The 18,597-nt window shown below is 70.1% G+C and carries 17 protein-coding genes; 8 read left to right on the top strand and 9 right to left on the bottom strand.

The genetic code is table 11. The annotated features are described in order from the left end of the window. Nucleotides 1–56 precede the first annotated feature (56 nt). Nucleotides 57–2,684, top strand: coding sequence for a LuxR C-terminal-related transcriptional regulator (locus tag ACS5PN_RS25775; protein ID WP_439466885.1), 2,628 nt, complete (start codon nucleotides 57–59; stop codon nucleotides 2,682–2,684). On the opposite strand, the gene ACS5PN_RS25780 is transcribed toward ACS5PN_RS25775, so the two are convergent. Then, nucleotides 2,651–3,331 carry a hemerythrin domain-containing protein gene (locus ACS5PN_RS25780; RefSeq protein ID WP_439466886.1) on the bottom strand — a complete coding sequence of 227 codons (681 nt, stop codon included), beginning with the start codon at nucleotides 3,329–3,331 and terminating at the stop codon, nucleotides 2,651–2,653. The genes ACS5PN_RS25775 and ACS5PN_RS25780 overlap by 34 nt on opposite strands. Before the next feature lie 233 nt (nucleotides 3,332–3,564). On the opposite strand from ACS5PN_RS25780, the gene ACS5PN_RS25785 reads away from it, so the two are divergent. The 4 genes from ACS5PN_RS25785 to ACS5PN_RS25800 all read left to right on the top strand — a co-directional run bounded on the left by ACS5PN_RS25785 (nucleotide 3,565) and on the right by ACS5PN_RS25800 (nucleotide 8,469). Continuing rightward, nucleotides 3,565–5,271 (top strand): hypothetical protein, encoded by a 1,707-nt coding sequence (locus ACS5PN_RS25785; protein WP_439466887.1) that lies wholly within the window; start codon nucleotides 3,565–3,567, stop codon nucleotides 5,269–5,271. 46 nt (nucleotides 5,272–5,317) lie between these two features. Then, nucleotides 5,318–7,027, top strand: a complete 1,710-nt coding sequence (locus ACS5PN_RS25790) for a hypothetical protein (RefSeq protein ID WP_439466888.1) — start codon at nucleotides 5,318–5,320, stop codon at nucleotides 7,025–7,027. 74 nt (nucleotides 7,028–7,101) lie between these two features. Then, nucleotides 7,102–7,890, top strand: coding sequence for a PEP-CTERM sorting domain-containing protein (locus tag ACS5PN_RS25795; protein WP_439466889.1), 789 nt, complete (start codon nucleotides 7,102–7,104; stop codon nucleotides 7,888–7,890). Between the two features lie 132 nt (nucleotides 7,891–8,022). Next, on the top strand, nucleotides 8,023–8,469 hold the full coding sequence (locus ACS5PN_RS25800; protein ID WP_439466890.1) for a hypothetical protein: 447 nt from the start codon (nucleotides 8,023–8,025) through the stop codon (nucleotides 8,467–8,469). A gap of 323 nt (nucleotides 8,470–8,792) precedes the next feature. On the opposite strand, the gene ACS5PN_RS25805 is transcribed toward ACS5PN_RS25800, so the two are convergent. The 7 genes from ACS5PN_RS25805 to puuE all read right to left on the bottom strand — a co-directional run bounded on the left by ACS5PN_RS25805 (nucleotide 8,793) and on the right by puuE (nucleotide 16,402). Then, nucleotides 8,793–9,320, bottom strand: coding sequence for a YcnI family copper-binding membrane protein (locus tag ACS5PN_RS25805; RefSeq protein WP_439466891.1), 528 nt, complete (start codon nucleotides 9,318–9,320; stop codon nucleotides 8,793–8,795). After that, nucleotides 9,317–11,686 (bottom strand): TonB-dependent receptor, encoded by a 2,370-nt coding sequence (locus tag ACS5PN_RS25810; protein WP_439466892.1) that lies wholly within the window; start codon nucleotides 11,684–11,686, stop codon nucleotides 9,317–9,319. The genes ACS5PN_RS25805 and ACS5PN_RS25810 overlap by 4 nt, the downstream gene beginning before the upstream one ends. Nucleotides 11,687–11,770: 84 nt before the next feature. Next, nucleotides 11,771–12,166 (bottom strand): DUF2946 family protein, encoded by a 396-nt coding sequence (locus ACS5PN_RS25815; protein ID WP_439466893.1) that lies wholly within the window; start codon nucleotides 12,164–12,166, stop codon nucleotides 11,771–11,773. A gap of 12 nt (nucleotides 12,167–12,178) precedes the next feature. Further along, on the bottom strand, nucleotides 12,179–13,399 hold the full coding sequence (locus tag ACS5PN_RS25820) for an ArgE/DapE family deacylase (RefSeq protein ID WP_439466894.1): 1,221 nt from the start codon (nucleotides 13,397–13,399) through the stop codon (nucleotides 12,179–12,181). Then, the gene (locus ACS5PN_RS25825) at nucleotides 13,396–13,698 is read right to left on the bottom strand and encodes a hypothetical protein (RefSeq protein WP_439466895.1); all 303 of its coding nucleotides are present in this window, start codon (nucleotides 13,696–13,698) and stop codon (nucleotides 13,396–13,398) included. The genes ACS5PN_RS25820 and ACS5PN_RS25825 overlap by 4 nt, the downstream gene beginning before the upstream one ends. After that, nucleotides 13,695–15,449 carry a 2-oxo-4-hydroxy-4-carboxy-5-ureidoimidazoline decarboxylase gene (uraD, locus tag ACS5PN_RS25830; protein ID WP_439466896.1) on the bottom strand — a complete coding sequence of 585 codons (1,755 nt, stop codon included), beginning with the start codon at nucleotides 15,447–15,449 and terminating at the stop codon, nucleotides 13,695–13,697. Before uraD ends, ACS5PN_RS25825 begins: the two co-directional genes overlap by 4 nt. Then, nucleotides 15,446–16,402 (bottom strand): allantoinase PuuE, encoded by a 957-nt coding sequence (puuE, locus tag ACS5PN_RS25835; protein WP_439466897.1) that lies wholly within the window; start codon nucleotides 16,400–16,402, stop codon nucleotides 15,446–15,448. Before puuE ends, uraD begins: the two co-directional genes overlap by 4 nt. 32 nt (nucleotides 16,403–16,434) lie before the next feature. Here puuE and uraH point away from each other — a divergent pair, with 32 nt between their 5' ends. From uraH to xdhC, 3 genes are read left to right on the top strand one after another with little or no spacing between them, the layout of a single operon-like run. Beyond that, entirely contained in the window at nucleotides 16,435–16,788 is a 354-nt protein-coding gene (gene uraH, locus ACS5PN_RS25840; RefSeq protein ID WP_439466898.1) for a hydroxyisourate hydrolase, read from the top strand. Then, a complete protein-coding gene (locus ACS5PN_RS25845) occupies nucleotides 16,778–17,002 on the top strand; it encodes a hypothetical protein (protein WP_439466899.1) in 225 nt (74 codons plus the stop codon). Before uraH ends, ACS5PN_RS25845 begins: the two co-directional genes overlap by 11 nt. Further along, the gene (gene xdhC, locus ACS5PN_RS25850) at nucleotides 16,995–17,774 is read left to right on the top strand and encodes a xanthine dehydrogenase accessory protein XdhC (RefSeq protein ID WP_439466900.1); all 780 of its coding nucleotides are present in this window, start codon (nucleotides 16,995–16,997) and stop codon (nucleotides 17,772–17,774) included. Before ACS5PN_RS25845 ends, xdhC begins: the two co-directional genes overlap by 8 nt. On the opposite strand, the gene ACS5PN_RS25855 is transcribed toward xdhC, so the two are convergent. After that, nucleotides 17,713–18,543, bottom strand: coding sequence for a substrate-binding periplasmic protein (locus ACS5PN_RS25855; protein ID WP_439466901.1), 831 nt, complete (start codon nucleotides 18,541–18,543; stop codon nucleotides 17,713–17,715). The two genes, xdhC and ACS5PN_RS25855, sit on opposite strands and share 62 nt — an antisense overlap. Nucleotides 18,544–18,597 lie beyond the last annotated feature (54 nt).

Raw genomic sequence — 18,597 nt, forward strand, 5'->3', positions numbered from 1 at the left:
CGGGGGCAGCACGGCGGGCGCAGAACGCCTCGCGCCGGCACCTATCATCCGCGGCCATGACGCTGGCCTTGACCAAGACACGAGCCCCGCGGCCGCGCCAGGGCCTGCTGCCTCGACCGGCGCTGCTGGCACGCGTGCGGGCTGCCCTGGACACGCAGCGCGTGCTGCTTGTGTGCGCGCCGGCGGGCTATGGCAAGACGGCGCTGTTGACCCAGGCACTGGCGGATCAGCCCGCTGGCCTGGCGCTGGCGTGGGTGTCGCTGGACGAGGGTGATGATCTTGGCCGCCTGCTGGACTGCCTGTTCGCAGCGCTGGAGCCGTTTGACCCGCCCTGGCGCACGGCGCCCGAAGGCCTGCGCGATGCGGCCCTGCGCGGTGGGCCCGAGCTGATCGCCGTGGCCGATGCCATGCTCAATGCGCTGGAGGCCTGCGAGGTGTCGCGGGGCTGCATCGTGCTGGACGATGTACACCACGTGGTGGACGCCGCGGCCCTGCAGTTCCTGGATCGCTGGCTGACGCGCATGGATTGGCGCTGGCGCCTGGTGCTGGCCGCACGCCACGAACCGCCGCTGCGGCTGGCGCGGCTGCGCGCGACCGGCGACCTGGCCGACATCGGTGCCGCCGACCTCGTGCTGGCCGAGGACGAGGCCGTGCAGCTGGCGCTTGCCGCCGGCCTCGACGAGCTGGCCGCCGCGGAGCTCTACCGTCGCTGCCAGGGTTGGGCCGCCGGGCTGCGGCTGGCGCTGGGCATGGGGCAGCGGGCGGCGCTGCCCGCGGCCATCGATCGCGCGACGTTCGACTACCTGGCCGCCGAGGTGCTTGACCGGCTCGATCCCGGCCTGCGCGACTTCCTGTTGCGCACCAGCGTGCTGCACGAGCTGGACGTGGCGCGCTGTCAGGCCCTCGGCGAGGACGCCCATGCGGCCGCCTGGCTGGCCGAGATGGAGAGGCTCTCCCTCTTCGTCACGGTGGTCGAGTTGGCGCCGCACACGCTGCGCCTGCACCAGCTCTTCCGCGACATGCTGCAGCAGCGCCTGCGCCAGCAACAGCCCGAGCTGCACCGCGATCTGCTGGAGCGCGCCGCCACGCTGGAGACCGACGCGCTGCGCCGCCAGAGCCTGCTGCTGGCAGCCGGCCGCCCCGAGCGGGCCGCCGAGCTGCTGCTGGCCGATGGCGGGCCGCTGATGAACCACCTGGGTGCCCAGGGCCTGCTCGAGCTGACCAAGCGCTTCGACCCGGCCTTCGCCGAGTCCAGCCCGGAACTCCACCGCGTCAAGGCCCTGGCGCTGTGGGTGCTGTGGGAGGCCCAGCAGGCCGAATGGCACCAGAGCCGCGCCGAGGCGCTGTTCGAGGCCCGCGGCGACGCGTCCGGCCTGCTCGCCGCACGCGGCCACCGCAGCATCCTGCTGATCGCGCAAGGCCGGCTGCCGGAGGCCGAGGTCCTGCTGCGCGACCTCGACCCCTTTGCCCTCAGCGGCGAGCTGCGCCGCATCACGCTGCTGGGCCGCACCTGGCACGCGATGGAAAGCTGCCGCTTCGATGCCGTCGCGCCACTGTTCGACGCCCTCGTCTGCGAACTGCTGAACGCGACCACGCTGGAGACCTGGTACATCTGCTCGCCGCCACCGCGCCAGATCAGCTGCGCCGGCATGTCACCGGTGGCCGACCGCTGGTACCGCGGCGCCATGCAGGTACTGGGCAACCGGACGCTGCCCTTCGGCGTCAACGCCCACACGGCCCAGGCCTGGAACCTGTTCTGGCAAGGGCAACTGGACGAATCCCGCGAGCTGCTGTCTCGTGCCGAAAGCGATGCGGCCTGGCTGGGTCGCATCGTCATTGCGCGCAACCAGGGCCAGGCCCTGCATGCCATGTTCGACCTGATCGCCGGCCGCCATGAGGAGGCCATGGCCCTGATGCGCCTGCGCCTGGCCGAGCAGGTGCCCGGTTACGGCGCCTGGGGCGCCTGGCATGCGCATTTCTCCATGGCGCGCATGGCGGCTGCTACTGCCAATCAGGAGGCGCTGAAAGAGGGCCTGGAGCGGCTGGTGCGCATCGGCGCCGACCTGCCTCATCTCGTCATGCCGCACCGGCCGCGGCCGCTGCTGGGCCTGCAGGCCCAACTGGCCGCGCTGCAGGGCCGGCGCGACGAAGCCATCGCTGCCTGGCGCGGTTTCCTGGCCGATGGTGAGAGTGGCGACCTGCTCGGCCAGCTCGCCGAGGCGCGCGTGCGCCTGGCCGCGGTGCTGCTGGAAGGCGGCGACCGTGCCGGCGCCGCCCAGGCGCTGGCGCCGGCGCTGGCCAGCCGCGAGCCCGGCGGCTTGCTGTGGGCCGTGCCGCGGATGCTGCAGATGGCCGCTGAAGACTGGCGTGGCCTGCTTGACGCGGCCAGCCTCGCTCGCCTGCGTGGCTGGGCCGAAGCCGTGCGGCCGGCCACGCGGCGGGTCGCCGAGACGGCCGAGACCTCCGTGGACGACCGACTCTCCCAGCGCGAGGCCGAGGTCATCGCCCAGATCGCCGCGGGTGCGAGCAACAAGCACATCGCCCGTGCCCTGGATCTCAGCCCGCACACCGTCAAGCGGCATGTGGCCAACATCCTCGACAAGCTTGTACTGAACTCACGCGGCGAAGCGGCCGCGTGGTGGCGGGACCGTCAAGCCTCCACCAGGCCCGGCGCGCTCGGCTGACCGACGGCCCGGCACAGCTTGGCCCAGGCGCTGTCGTTCAGCAGCGCGCGCGCTGAAGCCAGCACCGGGGCCTGGACCTGCGGCGGCAGTGCGCCAATGACCAGGGCGCGTTCGGCCGGCGTCAGCGCCGGGATCATCCAGCGCAGCGTCTCGCTCATCTCGCGCGGACCGACGCTGGCCATGATGCGGCCGTGCAGTTCGAGCAGCTCGGCGTCCGTGTAGGCCGCCCACAGGGCCTGGTTGTGGCGGCTTTCCTCCACGCCCATGTGCTCGAAATTGTGGGCCACGAAGGTCGAAAAACGCCGGTACAGGCGCTGGGCCGCAGGGGCCGCCGGCATGGCACGCAGCGCGGCCGACTCGGCGCGCAGGCCGGTGATGGCGTCCAGATGCTCCTCATGCTCGGCCTCGATGGCAGCGCTGGCGCCGGCGCGGCGGGCCTCGATGGCGGGATGCACGAATTCGTTCTCGCGCTCGACGTGATGCCGGGCGGCATCCAGCAGCGCGTCCAGCTGGGCCAGGCTGGTGGCCAGGTCCAGCGGATCGTCGACGTCCAGGCGGCTTAACTGCTGCAGCGTGTCGCTCATGAAGAGGCGCAGCGCCTTGTGGATGTGGGCATACAGGTCCAGGCGCGGTGCGGGGGGTGTCATGGGGGCTCCTTGAGGCCGGTGTGAAGGTGAACCGGATGGCCGGCAGTGTTCCGGCCGGCGCCGCGCCTGGCATCGCTCCGACGGGCCATGGGCCCGGAGCCAGGGCCATGGCCCGTCGCATGGCTCTTCGGGGCGATGTGTGCGCCAGGGCCGCTCGGCACAGTGACGTCACCCCCTGAACGGAGCCCCCGTCCGACCCAGGGCTCCCCCCACCTTTCACCTCAGGAAATCCCATGTCTGATCGATCCACGAACCGTCCCGGCGTCCGCAATCTGCTGCTGAGCGCTGCCCTGTCCGCCACTCTGGCCGCCTGTGGCGGGGGCGGTAGCAGCACCAGCCTGCCGGATCCTGCGCCCCAACCCCAACCCCAACCGCAGCCCCAGCCCGGTCCGGCTCCCGCGCCCGCTCCGGGCTTCAGCTTCACGCTGGACACCTCCAAGGCCATCGTCTGGCAGGGCCAGCAGGCGACGGTGGCCGTCGCCGTGCAGCGCGATGCCGGCTTCACCGACGCCATCCAATTCAGCGCCGACAGCCTGCCCACCGGCGCTACCGCGGCCGCCCTCAGCTTGGCAGCGGGCAGCAACACCGGCACGCTGACGCTGCAGGCCGCCATCACCGCCCCGCATTCGCTGCCGACCGCCGTCACCGTCAAGGGCACGGCCGGCACCGTCAACGCCAGCAAGCCGCTGACGGTGACCGTGCGCGGCGCGGCCGGTGACATCGACACCAGCTTCGGCGGCGGCACGCTGGTGACGCCCGGCGGCCTCACCGACGACTATGTGCGTGGCGTGGCGGTGCAGGCCGACGGCAAGGCTGTCGTGGCCGGCTTCGGCGTGACCACGGTGGCCAGCGGCACCGACTTCCTGCTGGTGCGCCACCTGCGCGACGGCGGCCTGGACGCCAGCTTCGGCACCGGTGGCAAGGTCAGCACCGCCTTCAACAACGGCAGCCGCAGCGACGAGGCGCAGGCCGTGGCCGTGCAGCCGGACGGCAAGATTCTCGTTGCCGGCAGCAGCGACCAGGGTGCCAGCGGCTACGACTTCGCCGTCGCGCGCTACAACGCCGACGGCACGCTGGACACCAGCTTCGGCAGCGGCGGCCGCGTGATCACCTCCTTCGGCAACGGCGCCGACAAGGCCTATGCGCTGCTGCTCCAGCCCGACGGCAAGATCGTGCTGGCCGGTGACAGCGACCAGGGCGCCAGCGGCAGCGATTTCGCGCTCGCCCGCTACAACGCCGACGGCAGCCTGGATGCCGGTTTCGGCGCGGGCGGCAAGGTGCTGACCGCCATCGGCAGCGGCAGCGCACGCGAGACTGTCTACGGCCTGGCCCTGCAGACCGTGGGCGGCGTCTCGCGCCTCGTCGCCGTGGGCGGCGAGGGCGACTTCATTGCCGCGGGCTACCGCGCCGACGGCACGCTGGACACGAGCTTCGGCAGTGGCGGCATCGTGCGCAGCCTGTTCGGCAGCGTCACCGGTGCAGCGCGCGGCGTCGTCGTCACGCCCGACAACCAGCTGGTGCTGGCCGGCCACCGCGACCACGACTTCGCCGCCGTGCGCCTGCTGCCCAACGGCGCGTTGGATGCCGCCTTCGGCACCGGCGGCCGGGCCGTCGTCGCTGTCAGCGCCAGCAACTGGGATGAGGCCACCGCCATCGTCCGCCAGGCCGACGGCCGCCTGCTGCTGGGCGGCTGGGTCTACACCGGCAACAGCTCCAGCGCCGACACGGTGCTGCTGCGCCTGAAGGCCGACGGCAGCGCCGACACCGCCTTCGGCCCCGGCGGCATTCGCACCACGGCCGTGGCGGCCGGCAGCAAGACCGACGCCGGTCGTGCCCTCGCCCTGCAGCCCGACGAGCGCGTGACGACGGTGCGCGTGCTGCAGGCTGGCGAAGCCAACGGCAGCGACCTCGACGTCGTGCTGATGCGCCACTGGCTGTGAAGCCCGAGTCCGCCGCGCCGATCCGCAACCTCTTTCGGAGTCTTCCATGTTCCTGACCTCACGCCTGCTGGCGCCGCTGGGCGCCGCCCTGTGGCTTCTCGCCGGCTGCGGCGGCGGTGGCGACAACGCCGCGCCGACCGCACCCTCCACCCCCTCCACGCCTTCAACCCCATCCACGCCTTCGCCTTCCCAACCCGGCGTCACGCTGACCGCGCTGGCGGGATCGGCGACGCACGCCACGCTGAGCTGGAGCGGCGGCAACCCCGGCAGCGTCTGGCGGCTGGAGCGGCGCAGCGGCGACGGCGGCGCCTATGCCGCTGTTGCCGAAGTCGACAGCGGCGCCGGCCTGTGGCTGGACAGCGGCCTGGCCGCAGATACGAGCTATGCCTACCGCCTCGTCCGCGCGGACGGCAGCGTGGCGTCTTCGGCCAGCGCGCGCACGGGCAGTGAAGCTGTGCTGACGACGGCCGCCCCGGCGGTGCTGGGCGCCGCCACGGCGCTGCCCTTCACGACCACCACCGCGCGCCTGAGCACGGCGGATGGCAGCCTGCAGTTGGAACTGCCCGCAGGCAGCTTCAGCCAGGCCGGCACGGCCTCGCTACAACCCATTGCCAACCCGTTGGCCGATGGCGTCGGTCCGGGCCTGAGCCTGAGCCTGCCGGAGCGTCCGGCCCGCACATTGGCGCTGTCCCTGCGCTATGGCGCGGATGAGAGCGCCGAAGAGGTCTCCCAGGACCGCATCGCGCTGCGCCAGTCCGACGGCAGCTGGTGGGTGCTGCCACTCGCCGCGCACGATGAGGCCCAGCGCCTGCTGCAGGTCAGCCTGCCGCCGGGCCTGTGGCCGGTCCAGCCCGGCGCCGCGGCTTTGCAGGCCCGGCCCGGTGCCGCAGGCGGAGCGCTGAAAGGCGAGTTTGTCCGCGTCAAGGCCCACAAGCTGGTGCCCGCCGCCGCCACGGTGCGCGTGCTCGGCAGCCAGCGCTTCGTACCGGTCAGCATCTACGCGGTGCGCGGCAGCGAGGGCTGCGAGAACGCCAGCGTGGGGGAACTGTGCTTGCCGACGCCGGTGGTGCGTGACGTCACCGTGCAGGTGCTCAACAGCAAGCCCGGATTCCAGCGCGAATGGACGCTGGAGGGCACCGCCACGCCGGCTGCCGCCCTCGGGACGCTGGCCGTCGAGCCCCAGGCCGGCGTGGTCTACACCGCCCCGGCCCAGGTGCCGGCGACCAATCCGCTGACGCTGCGCTTTCGCAGCATCAACAGCGCGAACGGCCAACGCCTGGTGCTGGCCGCCAAGGTGCGCGTCGCGGAAGATGCCTGGACGGGCTCGTTGCAGGCTGTCGTCGGCGACTTGCTGGCGGGCCACGAGTTCAAGCTCGACACGCGCTGGACCCTGGATGCGGCGCAGAGCACCACCACACGCCGGGTCTACCGTCCGAGCGGCGATGCCGAGCACATCTACACCATGCTCGACCCGGTCTGCACCCACAAGGTCTCGCCGACACGTGTGTCGCTGTCCCAGGCCGACACCACGGGCCAGCTCGTCGTTGACGAGTCCACCATCCCGGCCCGCTACACGCTGGACTTGAGCACGCGTTGGAACTCGACGCTGACCGTCAGCTGCCCGCGGGGCAGCACCAGCGCGCCCATGGTCGGCGGCCACGTCTGGTCCGCGCAGGGCGTCGTGGCTGGCGGCCGCATCCAGGGCTCGGACTCGGGCCTGGGTGAACGCAGCTGGTCGCTCGGGCGGCCGCAGTGATACCCGCTCACATCCTCACCTCGAGCGCCCGGCGCGGCGCGTTCCCTTTCTAGATCCCATTTCAGGAGTGCCTCATGTCTTTTCGTCTTACTCGGGCCTTGACCGCCCTGTCCCTGGCCTTGGCCGCGCTGCACGCCCACGCGGTGGTGGTGCAGGGCAGCAGCTTCGGCGCTACGGCACAGGCCGGCAGCGTCAAGGCCGGCGGCTGGTACCAGTCCACCGCTTCCGCCTCGCACGGCAGTGCCAGCGGCAACACCGAAGCCCACGCCTGGGGCGACTCGGAGTCCTTCAGCGTGCATGCGCTGGCCTGGACGTCCGAGAACCCGACGCTGCCGGTCTATTGCACCGTCTACACCTGCTCGTGGCAGACGAGCGCCTCGGTGTCGGTATGGGACACCGTCACCATCGTCCCCTCGGCGAACAGCACCGAGACGCTGGACTACCGGTTCAGCATCGACGGCTTCAGGAAGCGCGGCCCGTGGGCCTACGGCAGCGGCACCACGGCCACGAGCTCGTACTACATCGGCACCGCCGCCAACGGCTGGTACACGCCGAACACGCGCACGCTGGGCAACGGCAACATGGAGGTGAGCGGCAGCGTGCAGGCACGCAACGGCCAGCCCATCACGCTGTACGTGTTCGGCGAGCTGTCGGTGTCGGCGCACAGTGGCGCCGTGGCCGACTACAGCCACACCATGTCCTTCCACTGGGACCTGCCGCAAGGCTGGACCTACACGTCCGCCTCGGGGCACTTCTCGCCGGTGGCGGCGCCCGTGCCGGAGCCGAGCAGCCTGGGCCTGATGGCGGGCGGGCTGTTCGGCATCGCCGTGCTGCGCCGGCGGCGTGGCAAGGACCGGCGCTGACAGCCTTTGACGACCGGCCAGCAACACAGCAGGGTCGGTTTGACGATGTGCCGGCCCTCAACACCCAGGCCGGCTTCCAGCGCGAGTGGTCGTCGATGACGCCGTCGCGCCCCCTCATACCAGGAGATTTCCATGAAACGCTTTTCCGATACCTCTGCCCCGCTGAGCCTGGGCTCGGCCCTGGTCCTCGCCCTTGGCTTGGTGGCCGCCAGCGCACTCACCCTCCCTCTGGAGGCCCATGCCGCCGGATCTTCATGCGATGACCGCGCCGCGCTGCAACGCCAGCTCGATGATTTCGACACCCGCTGGAACGCCAGCGATGCCTGGGGTCTGACGGCCCAGTTCACCATGGACGGCAGCCTGGGCGCCGCCGGCGAATCCGGCCGGCAGGCCGTTTACCGGGAGCTGATCGAACGGCTGGGCCGCTCGCCCCTGCCGCGCAAGACCCGCCTGCTGAAGACGACGGTCGTTGGCGAGGCCTGCCTCGTAGACGTGCAAGTGCAGAGCGGCCACCGCAGCGAGGCCGGCCTGTTCCTGTTGGCGCCGGCGGCCGACGGCGGCATCGTGGCCGTGCGCTGAGGCGGGATCGAAAAAAAGGAAAGCCCCGCCTGGCGTGAGCCAGTCGGGGCGCAAAGAGCGCTTCACGCCGCCCGGGACACACCCCAAGGTGCGTAGGGCTGCGGCGTTCACACAGCGCAGGTGGCCGTCGACGGGCGACACCAGAGTGACGCGGGCGGGCCGGAAACTTGTGCTTTCATGGTCGCGGGCGGATCGCGATGTTCCGCCTCGCCAGGGGCCGCAGCGTTGCCGGGGGCCGTGCACTGGTGACGGGCTGAATCATCGGCGCAGCAGGCCGTGAACGAAACCGCGATCAGCCGGGGTCGGCAGGGCTTTTTTCAGCTTCAGTGAACATGGCCCTCGACGCGAGCCGGCATCACTTTGAGCTTCACGGCGGGTGCGCGCGGCTTCGGGTTGGCGGCGGTCGGCAGCTCGGCCCAGTTCCACTCGCCCTGGGTGCAGACCTGGCGCACGGCGAAGGCCAGCTCGCCCGGTTCGGCCGGCAGCGAGGCGCGCAGGATGAATTCGTCGTACCAGGCGTCGGGCAGATGGTTGGCCTCGCCCTGGGCCATCCAGCGCACCTCGGCCAGTTCCTCGGTGACAGGCTTACCGTGGCTGTCGTAGGGCGTCTTCAGCGGCCGCTGTTTCGTCGTCAGTGTCCAGCCGGGTTTGGGCATGGGCTTGGCGCCACGCAGGCCCTCGGGCAGGGTGACGACGATCTCCTTGGTGGCCGCGCCACCCTCGCAGCCGTGGCCGACCTTGAAGACGGCGCGGTAGCTGCTGCCGGCCGGGGCCTCGGGCTGGTCCAGGGTGATGTGAGCCTGGGCCGCGCCGGCAATGGCGAGCAGGCTGGCGGTGAGGTGGTTTTTCATAGATCGAATTTCAGCTCAGCCGAGTAGCTGCGTTGTGGGTAGGGGTGGAAGTTCCAGTACTGGTAGTTGTTCAGGTTGTCGATGCCGAAGGCGGCGCTCCACTGTCTGTCGATCTTCCACAGCAGCCGCACATCGGCCGTCGTGTATTTGCTCACGCCCATATAGGCAAAGCCGTTCACGTCGGCATTGTTCAGCGTGCGGTACTGGCGGCCGCTGTAGCGGGCGGCCAGGCTGGCGCTCCAGTGCTCGTCCAAACGCCAGGCCGCCAGCGCCGTGGCACGCCAGCGCGGGATGTTGGGCTGCCAACGCCCGATGGTGTCACCCGGCGTCACCACAAAACCGCTGTTGGCCTTGATCTTCGAATCCGTGTAGGTGGCGCTGGCCGACAGGTCCAGGCCCTTCAGCAGCCAGTCCGTAGCGGCCAGCGTCGCCTCCAGGCCGGTCGTGCCTATCCTGGCGATGTTCTGCACGCGGCTGATGTTCTTGTTGGCCACGGCGTCGAACAGGGTCTGCGAGTACAGCGAATCACGCGTGGTCTCGGCAAACAGCGTCAGCCGCGACTGCAGCGCGCCCCAGGCCTGCTCGGCGCTCAGTTCGGCCGTCCAGGACTTTTCGGGCTTCAGATGGGGGTCGTTGATGTACTGGGAGTTGGTTGTCGACGTGGCGCCATACAGCTCGGCGACCGTGGGCATGCGCACCGCTCGGCCGACGGAGGCCTTGAGCACGGTGTCGGCCGTGGCCTGCCAGGACAGGGCCGCCTTGGGCGACAGGAAGCTCTCGCGGCGCGTGGCATAGGACTGGCTGGACGTGGCCGAGAAGTCGGTGCGGCCGTCATGGGCGCGCCAGGCTTCAGCGCGCAGGCCGATGACCGCCTTCCAGTCTGGGGCCAGCAGCCAGGCATCTTGGGCATAAGCGGCCTGCAGCCGCGTGCGGCCCTGCACATTGGCGGCCAGGGCGCCCGCCGCGTCGGCGAGGTAGTTGCCGGCGATGTTGGACGTCAGGTAGTGCAGGTGATAGCTGTCCTGCTGCAGGCCCAAATCCACGACATGCGCCGTGCCCGTGGGCCGCCAGATGCCTTTCAAAGCCAGCGTGTTCCAGCCCGTGCCGCTGCCATCGGCCAGGGTGCCGGCGCCGCCCGTCTGTGCGCCGGGCTGCGGGTTGGTCGCGGCGTTCTGGCGCTTCGCGTCCTTGCGGTAGTCGTAGCGGCTGGCGGCGGCCTCCCAGTCCCATTCCCCGCCGCTGCGGCTCTTGATCGACAGGCCGTGCATCACGTGCAGCAACTGCTCGCGCGTCAGCGCGAAATCGCCGCCGGTCAGGGCCGTGAACTGCTGGCCGTCGATGACGATGGGGCCCGAGTAGACAGGCTTGCCGCCGGCATCTCGCAGATACGACTCGGACTTGCCGTCCGAGTCGTTGCGCCAGGCGCCCATCACATAGCTTGCGCGCAGCGTCGGGCTGAGGTCATAGGCCAGCTTGAGCTTGAGGTGATCCTGGCGCGTGCTGTAGGCCGTGCCGGCGCCCAGCATGTACCAGGGCAGGCCATTGCTGTTGGGCACCAGCACGGCGCCCGTTACCGGGGTGCCGTTGGTGGCTGCCGTGCCCGTGCTCGCCAGGCGGTTGGCAAAGGTCAGCGGCTGGCCGTCGCTGTCGGTGCGGTTGAGGTTGAGCCACCAGCTGAAGTCGCCTGAGCGGTCGCCCACCGAGGCACTGGCCTGCCAGGCGCGGTAGTTCGTCTTGGTGCCGTAGAGCTCGAAGGGTTGCGAGACATAGCCCAGCTTGGCATGGGCTTCGAACTTCGTCGGCATGCGCGTCTGGTAGTCGACGACCGCACCGACCGAGTTGCCCGGATACGCCGCCGAGAAGGGGCCATACATGACGTCGACGCGCTCGATCTCCTCGGGCGTCACCAGGCCCCAGCGCGGCGGGAAGCTCAGGCCGCCGACACCGTTGCCCAGGTAGTTGGACAGCAGCATGCCGTCGGCATAGACGGCCGAGCGCGCGCTGTTGCCGGTGCCCGAGGCGCGGCTGGACAGGATGGCGTGGTTGTAGTCGCCGATATAGCGCTTGCGCACCAGCAGGCTGGGCAGGTACTTCAGCGCGTCCTCGGCGTCGGTGGCGTTGATGCTGCGCTCGATGTCCTCGCGCGTGACGGTCTCGCGCGTGGTCGGGATGTTGGTGGGCAGGGAAGAAGGGGCAGCGCTTTGCACGCGCACCAGGTCGAGCTTGTTGCGGTTTGTCGGTTCGCTGGCTTGGGCGGCGACGGAGGGCGCGTCGTCGCAGTCGCATTCATCGCAGGCCAGGGCGGGCCACGAGAGCAGGGCGGCGCAGACGGCCGTGGCCGTGCGCGTGAGGGCGTGGGTGTTCATGACAGGGCATTGATCGGAGTCCGGCCGTCGCAGCTGCGACGGCATTCGCCGGGCTGGATCAGCCGCGGCGGCGCAGGAAGAGACTCAGATCAGCCCGGGTGGGGCACGTGCGCTGGCAGGGCGCCAGGCATGGGCGGTGACGGGCGCGGTCCAGAAGCGCTCGGGGGCTTCCAGCACCAGGTCGTCACGCAGTTGCAGCTCGGGCACTGCGGGGGGCTCGAGGAGGTCGACGGCGCCGAGGTGGCAGGCCGGGCAATGACCATGGGCCAGCAGGTCCAGCGCGGCCTCGATGGGCTTGGGCTTGACGGCCGTCGTTGACGCTGAGGGCGAACGGCAGATGTCCTGCCAGGCCGAGAAGTCGCCCCGCGCATGGGCCAGCGCTGCGCTGACGCCCGGCGCCAGCACGCCCAGCAGGAACACGGCGACGAACCACCACGCCGAGCGGCGGGCGGTGCGGGTCGTGATCGGGAGCCGGGTCATGGGGCCGCGATTCTAGGCGGCGAGCAAATCCGCCAGCGCACCGGCCACCACCTGGGTCGCACGCTTGAGGTCGACCAGCACCAGATGCTCGTCGGCCCGCTTGGCGTTGCTCTCCAGCACCGTGCGCGGCCCGGCGCCGTAGATGGCTGCAGGGATGCCATGGGCCGTGTACAGGCGCACATCGGTGTACAGCGGCGTGCCCGAGGTCGGGATGGGTTCGCCGAAGACTGCCTCGCCGTGCTTCTGCAGCGCGGCGACCAGGGGCGCGGCGCCGGGCAGGGGCTTCATGGAGTTGGCGAGCAGCAGGCGCTTGATGTCGAGCTGGATGCCGGGGCTTTGGGCCACCGTGTTCTCGATCAGGGCGCGCACCTCGGCTTCCACCGCGGCCGGGTCCTCCTCGGGAATCATGCGGCGGTCCAGCTTGAGGACGACCTTGCCCGGCACGACATTGGTGTTGCTGCCGCCTTCGATGCGGCCCACGTTCAGATAGGGGTGGGTGATGCCGGCCACCTCGGAGCGGCGCATCTTCAGCACGTCGTTGTGGGCGTACAGCGCCGTCAGCAGCTTCGTGGCCGCTTGCAGCGCGTCGATGCCGGTGCTCGGGTAGGCCGCATGCGAGGCCAGGCCGTGCAAGGTCACCTCCATCTGCAGGCAGCCGTTGTGGGCGGTGACGACCTGGTAGCTGAAGCCGGCGGCGATCAGGTAGTCGGGTTTCGTCAGGCCTTGGGCCAGCAGCCAGCCCGGGCCGAGTTCGCCACCGAACTCCTCGTCGTAGGTGAAATGCAGCTCGATGGCGCCCTTGAGCTTGAGTCCCGAGTTCTTCAACGCCAGCAGCGCGAAGGTGTAGGTCGCAAAGTCGCTCTTGCTGACGGCCGACGCGCGGCCATAGAGCTTGCCGTCGACGATCTCGGCGCCGTAGGGCTCATGCGCCCAGCCCTCGCCCGGTGGCACCACGTCGCCATGGGCGTTCAGGGCGATGATCGGGCCGCCTTCGCTGAAGCGGTGGCGAGCTATGAGGTTGGTGATGGACTGCATACCGGCGGCCTGCACATCAGCGGCCGGCACGGCGTGCTTCTCGACCTCGAAGCCGAGCCCGGCCAGCAACTCGGCCGTGCGGTCGGCATGCGGCGCGTTGTTGCCGGGCGGCGTGTCAGTGGGAATGCGGACGAGCTGCTGCAGGAAGCGGACCTCGTCGTCGAAGTGCGAAGCAATCCAGGTGTCGATGCTGTTCATGTTGAGGTATCGATGCGGTAATGGCAGACCGGGCATTCGCGCACGTCGAGCAGCCAGCTCAACCACCGGCCGATGGGATGTTGCGAGACGGCGTGCCAGAAGAGGCTCACGCCGCAGCTGGGGCAGCGCAGCGAGAACACCGCCAGCAGCAAGGACAAGCCAAGAAGCAGCGCGCCGGCTGCGCGCGCCATGGGGGAGGGCATCCAGAGCGCTGTTCCGCCCAGCGCGAGCAGGCCGCCAGCCAGCCACAGCCGGCCTCGCATGGCGCTGATCAGCGGCGGTGAGCTCGCAGTGTTCATGGGCCGGTCAGATCATCCAGCAGGCGAGCAAAGGCCTGGATGCTCAGCTCCGCATCGTCCACGGTCACCGACTCCAGCGGGTTGTGGCTGATACCGCCATTGCCGCCGCGAACGAACAGCATGGCCTGGGGCAGCAGTTCGTGGATCTTCATCGCGTCATGGCCGGCGCCCGAGGGCAGGCGGTGGATGGGCAAGCCCAGTTCGGTGACGGCGGCTTCCCAGCGCGACTGCCAGGTCGCGTCGCTCGGCGCTGCGTTGGCGGCCAACGTGGGCTGCAGCGTGAAGCTCAGGCCGCGGCGCTGGCAGATCTCGTCGAGCTTGGCACGCACATCGGCGTCCAGCGCATCGCGGGCTTCGTCCGTCGTTGCGCGCAGGTCCAGGCTGAAGCCGCAGCGGCCGGGGATGACATTGATGGAGCCCGAGGGTACTTCCAGCATGCCCACCGTGCCGACGACATCGGGCACGGCGGCGGCGCGCTCTTCGGTGAACAGGATGAGCTCGGCCACGCCGGCCGCAGCGTCGCGGCGCTGGCCCATGGGGGTGGTGCCGGCATGGCTGGCCAGGCCGATGATCTCGCCGGTGTAGCGGCGGCTGCCATTGATGCTGGTGACGATGCCCAGCGGCAGGTCCAGGCTGCCCAGCACCGGGCCTTGTTCGATGTGGACTTCGACAAAGCCGAGGTAGCGCGACGGGTCGCGCTTGCAGGTCGCGATGGCTTCCGCCGTGCCGGCCAGGCCCACCGCCTGCATGGCCTCGCGCAGCGTGGTACCCGCGGCGTCCTTGCTGTCCAGCCAAGCCGGGTCGAAGCCACCGATGACGGCGCTGGAGCCGAGGAAGTCAGCTGGGAAGCGCTGGCCCTCCTCTTCCGAGAACCCCACCACCTCCAGGCTGAACGGCAGACGCTTGCCCTGGCGATGCAGTTCGCGCACCACCAACATGGGCACAAAGATGCCCAGCCGCCCGTCGAAGCGGCCGGCGCGACGCACGGTGTCGTAGTGGCTGCCGGTCAGCAATGTCTTGTCGCCCGTGCCCTTGTAGACGCCGACGACATTGCCCACGGCATCGCGGCTCACTTCGTCGAAGCCACAGTCGCGCATCCACGCCATCAGCTGCTCGGCGACGGCGGTGTGGGCCGGCGTGGCGTAGGTGCAGGTCAGGAAGTCGTCTGTGTCGCTGTGCGCGGCCAGGGCCGCGGCCCAATCCCACAACTGCTCACCCAGCTCGGGCTTGACGCCGAACTTGTCGTTGAGCCGGATCTCGGCAATGCGGTGGATCTGGCGCAGGCATTCGGCCCGCTCCACATCCGGGTGGGCACGCAGGCGGCGCTCGAAGGTGGCGATGATTTCCTGGCGCGTGAAGCCGGTGCCACGCGGGCCGCGCACGGCCAGGATGAACGGGAAGCCGAAGCGGGCGTTGTAGTCGGCGTTGAGCTTTTGCAGCTTCGCGAATTCCTCGGGCGTGCAGGCCGTCAGTCCGGCCTTCTGCTGCTCGTTCGTCGACTCCGCCGTCAGCTCGCCCGCCACGGCCGCCTTGCCGGCCAGCTCGGGGTGAGCGCGGATCAGGCCGAGCTGGTCGTCGACCGTGGCCTCGCGCACCACGCGCGCCAGCGCCACTTTCAGCGCGGCCAGGGACTTGAAAGGACGGGCCGCCGCGGCGCGCTCGGCGATCCACGGCGAATGTTCGTAGGTACCGTCCAGCAGTGCGACGAAGTCCGCGGCGCTGGCGTTGTTGAGTTGATCGAGAGTCATCATTCCCAGACAAAGGCCGTTCGAGCGTCGAACGGGTGAACAGTTTTCCAATGCCGCGCAATGTCCAGACGCCGGCAGACCCAGACGCGGTCATGCGCCTCGATGTGGTCCAGGAACTTCTGCAGCGCGCGCATCCGACCCGGGCGGCCGAGCAGGCGGCAGTGCATGCCGATGCTCATCATCTTCGGCGCGTCGGCGCCCTCCGCATACAGCACGTCGAACGTGTCCTTCAAGTATTCGAAGAAGGGCTCGCTGTGGCTGAAGCCCTGGGGCAGGGCGAAGCGCATGTCGTTGCAATCCAGTGTGTAAGGCACGACGAGATGCGGCGCCAAGTCGCCATTGGTCTTGCGCACCTGCAGCCAGAAGGGCAGGTCGTCGCCGTAATAGTCGCTGTCGTACTCGAAGCCGCCGAAGTCGGCCACCAGGCGGCGGGTGTTGGGGCTATCGCGGCCGGTGTACCAGCCCAGGCCGTGCGGGTCGCGGCCCAGGGTCAGGCGCTTCAAGCTGGCCATGGCCTGGGCCAGGTGGGCGCGCTCGGTGTCCTCTTCCATGGCCTGGTAGTGGATCCAGCGCCAGCCGTGCGAGGCGATCTCGTGGTTGAGCTCGACAAAGGCCTGCGTGACATCCGGGTGGCGCTCCAAGGCCATGCCAACGCCGAAGACGGTCAGCGGCAGGGCGCGCTGCTCGAACTCCTTCAACAGCCGCCACACGCCGACGCGCGAGCCGTATTCATAGATGCCCTCCATGCTCAGATGCCGGGCCGGATAGCTGGCCGGGTTGAACATCTCGGACAGGAATTGCTCGCTGCCGGCGTCGCCGTGCAGCACCGAGTTCTCGCCGCCTTCCTCGTAGTTCAAAACGAACTGCACGGCCACCCGAGCGCCCCCCGGCCACTGCGCATGGGGTGGGTTCTCGCCGTAGCCGATCAAATCGCGGGGGTAGCGGGGTGAGCTCATCCCTACACTTTGCATCAATCAACGGAGATTCCATGGGCAAGCTCACAACACATGTGCTGGACACCGCCAACGGCTGCCCGGCCGCCGGCATGGCCGTGCGCCTCTACCGCTTCGACGCGGAAGGCCCCAAATGGCTGCGCAGCCTGCACCTGAACGCCGACGGCCGCGCCGACGGCCCGCTGCTGGAAGGGCCTGACTTCCTGGCCGGTCGCTACCGCCTGGTCTTCGAGGTGGCCAGCTATTTCAACGCCCGCGGCGCCAACCTGCCCCAGCCGGCCTTCCTGGACGAGGTGCCGCTGGACTTCGGCATCGCCGACGAGAACTCCCACTACCACGTGCCCCTGCTGGCATCGCCGTGGAGTTATTCGACCTACCGTGGAAGCTGAAAAGACGCCAAACCCCTCCAACCTGGGTCAAGACCTGGGTTATGGCCTGCTCACTGTCATCGAGGGCTTTGTGCACCTGGGTGTCTGGGGCAGCGCCGGCTTTGCCGTCGCCATGGGCAAGTTCATGCTGGGCGGTGCCCTGGCGGCGCTGGGCCTGGGCGTGTTCCTGCGTTTCAAGCGCCTGCGCATGAAGAGGAGGGCGCGGCGTGGCTGACAGCGTCCTCGTTTCCGTTTCCCGCACGACGGGCAGCGTTCCGCGCGAGGTGGGCGCCTGGATGGCAGTGACCGCCGACGGATTCACCGGCACGGTGGGGGGCGGCCATCTGGAGTTCGACGCCATTGCCCGCGCCCGCCGCGCGCTGGAAGGCGACGCACTGGAGGCCGAGGTGCGCTATCCGCTGGGCCCCAGTCTCGGCCAATGCTGCGGCGGCGTCGTCTGGCTGGCCTTCGAGCGCATCTCCGCGGATGAAGATCTCGCGACCCGCCTGCCGCGGCCGCCCCAGCGGCCCGTGGCCCTGTTCGGCGCCGGCCATGTTGGCGACGCCATCGCCCATATCGCCCGCGATCTGCCGCTGGACCTGCACTGGATCGACAGCCGCGAGGGCCAGTTCCCCGACGAGCCACCCGCCTATGGTTGGCGCCAGGAGGTCAGCAATCCCGCGGCCGACGCCGTCGACGATCTGGCGCCGGGCTCGGCCGTCCTCATCATGAGCCACAACCATGCCGAGGACTTCGACATCGTGGCCGCCTGCCTGAGGCGCCAGCGCGAGCGCGGCGACCTGGCCTTCATCGGCATGATCGGCAGCCGCACCAAGTGGGCGAGCTTCCGCCAGCGCCTGGAGGCGCGCGGCTTCCATCAGGACGATCTGGCGCGGGTCGTCTGCCCCATCGGCGTACCGGGCGTGGCGGGCAAGCAGCCCGCCGTCATCGCGGTGGCCGTGCTGGCGCAGATCCTGTCGTTGGTGCCGACGCCGGCGTCAGCGTGAGGCTGCGGCCAGGTTCGGCCTGGTAGCGGTTGCTGGGCGTGGCGATCTCGCGCTCATAGGCGGCCCAGGCCTGCTGGATCTCGCCGCTGGTGCGCAGGGCGCCTAGGGCCTTCTCCAGCGGCCCCACCCAGGCGGCGTGCGACTCGTGCACGCCATGGAAGAGCACCGAGCGGGCCAGCGGCGTGGGGATGCGGCACAGCGTGCCCTGGCGGGTGTCCACCGGCACCTCGGCCATCCAGGGCGTGGTCAGGGTGAGGGCGTAGTCGGCCGCGCCCGTGCTCAGGTTGAGGAAGGCGTCGCTGGGCGTGTTGGCGGCCAGCCGCGAGGCTTCCGGGATCAGGTTCTCGGCCGCGACCATGCCGCGCTGGTAGCTGACACGCACCTTGCCCAGCTCCTCGACCGCCAATGTGGCCGGGCAGGGCGGCCGGGCATAGGCGTAGACGAAGAGATTGAGCAGGGGCACGTCGACCTTGCGCACAAAGGGCGTCTGCTCGAAATAACCCCCGACGCGCATCGCGACGGCGTCGACGCGGCCGGTCTGAAGCTCCAGTTGGGTGCGGGGCAGCGGCCAGGGAACGAACTCCACCTGCAGGCCGATGGCGGCATAGGCCTTGCGCAGCAGGGCCTCGGCCGGCGGGAAGTAGGCGCGCTCGACATTGGTGGCGATGCGCACGGTGGCGGGCTCCTGGGCCTGGGCCGTCATGCCCGCACAGGCGGCGGCCAGGGCCACCAGCAGGCGGCGCGGCTTCCGGGAGGAACGGGCGGGCATGGCCGGATTGTGGGAGGCCCTTCTTGCGTGGCGATGACGTCGCGGCCCCACGAC

It is taken from the genome of Roseateles sp. NT4, from assembly GCF_051857475.1.
Taxonomy (GTDB): domain Bacteria; phylum Pseudomonadota; class Gammaproteobacteria; order Burkholderiales; family Burkholderiaceae_C; genus Pelomonas.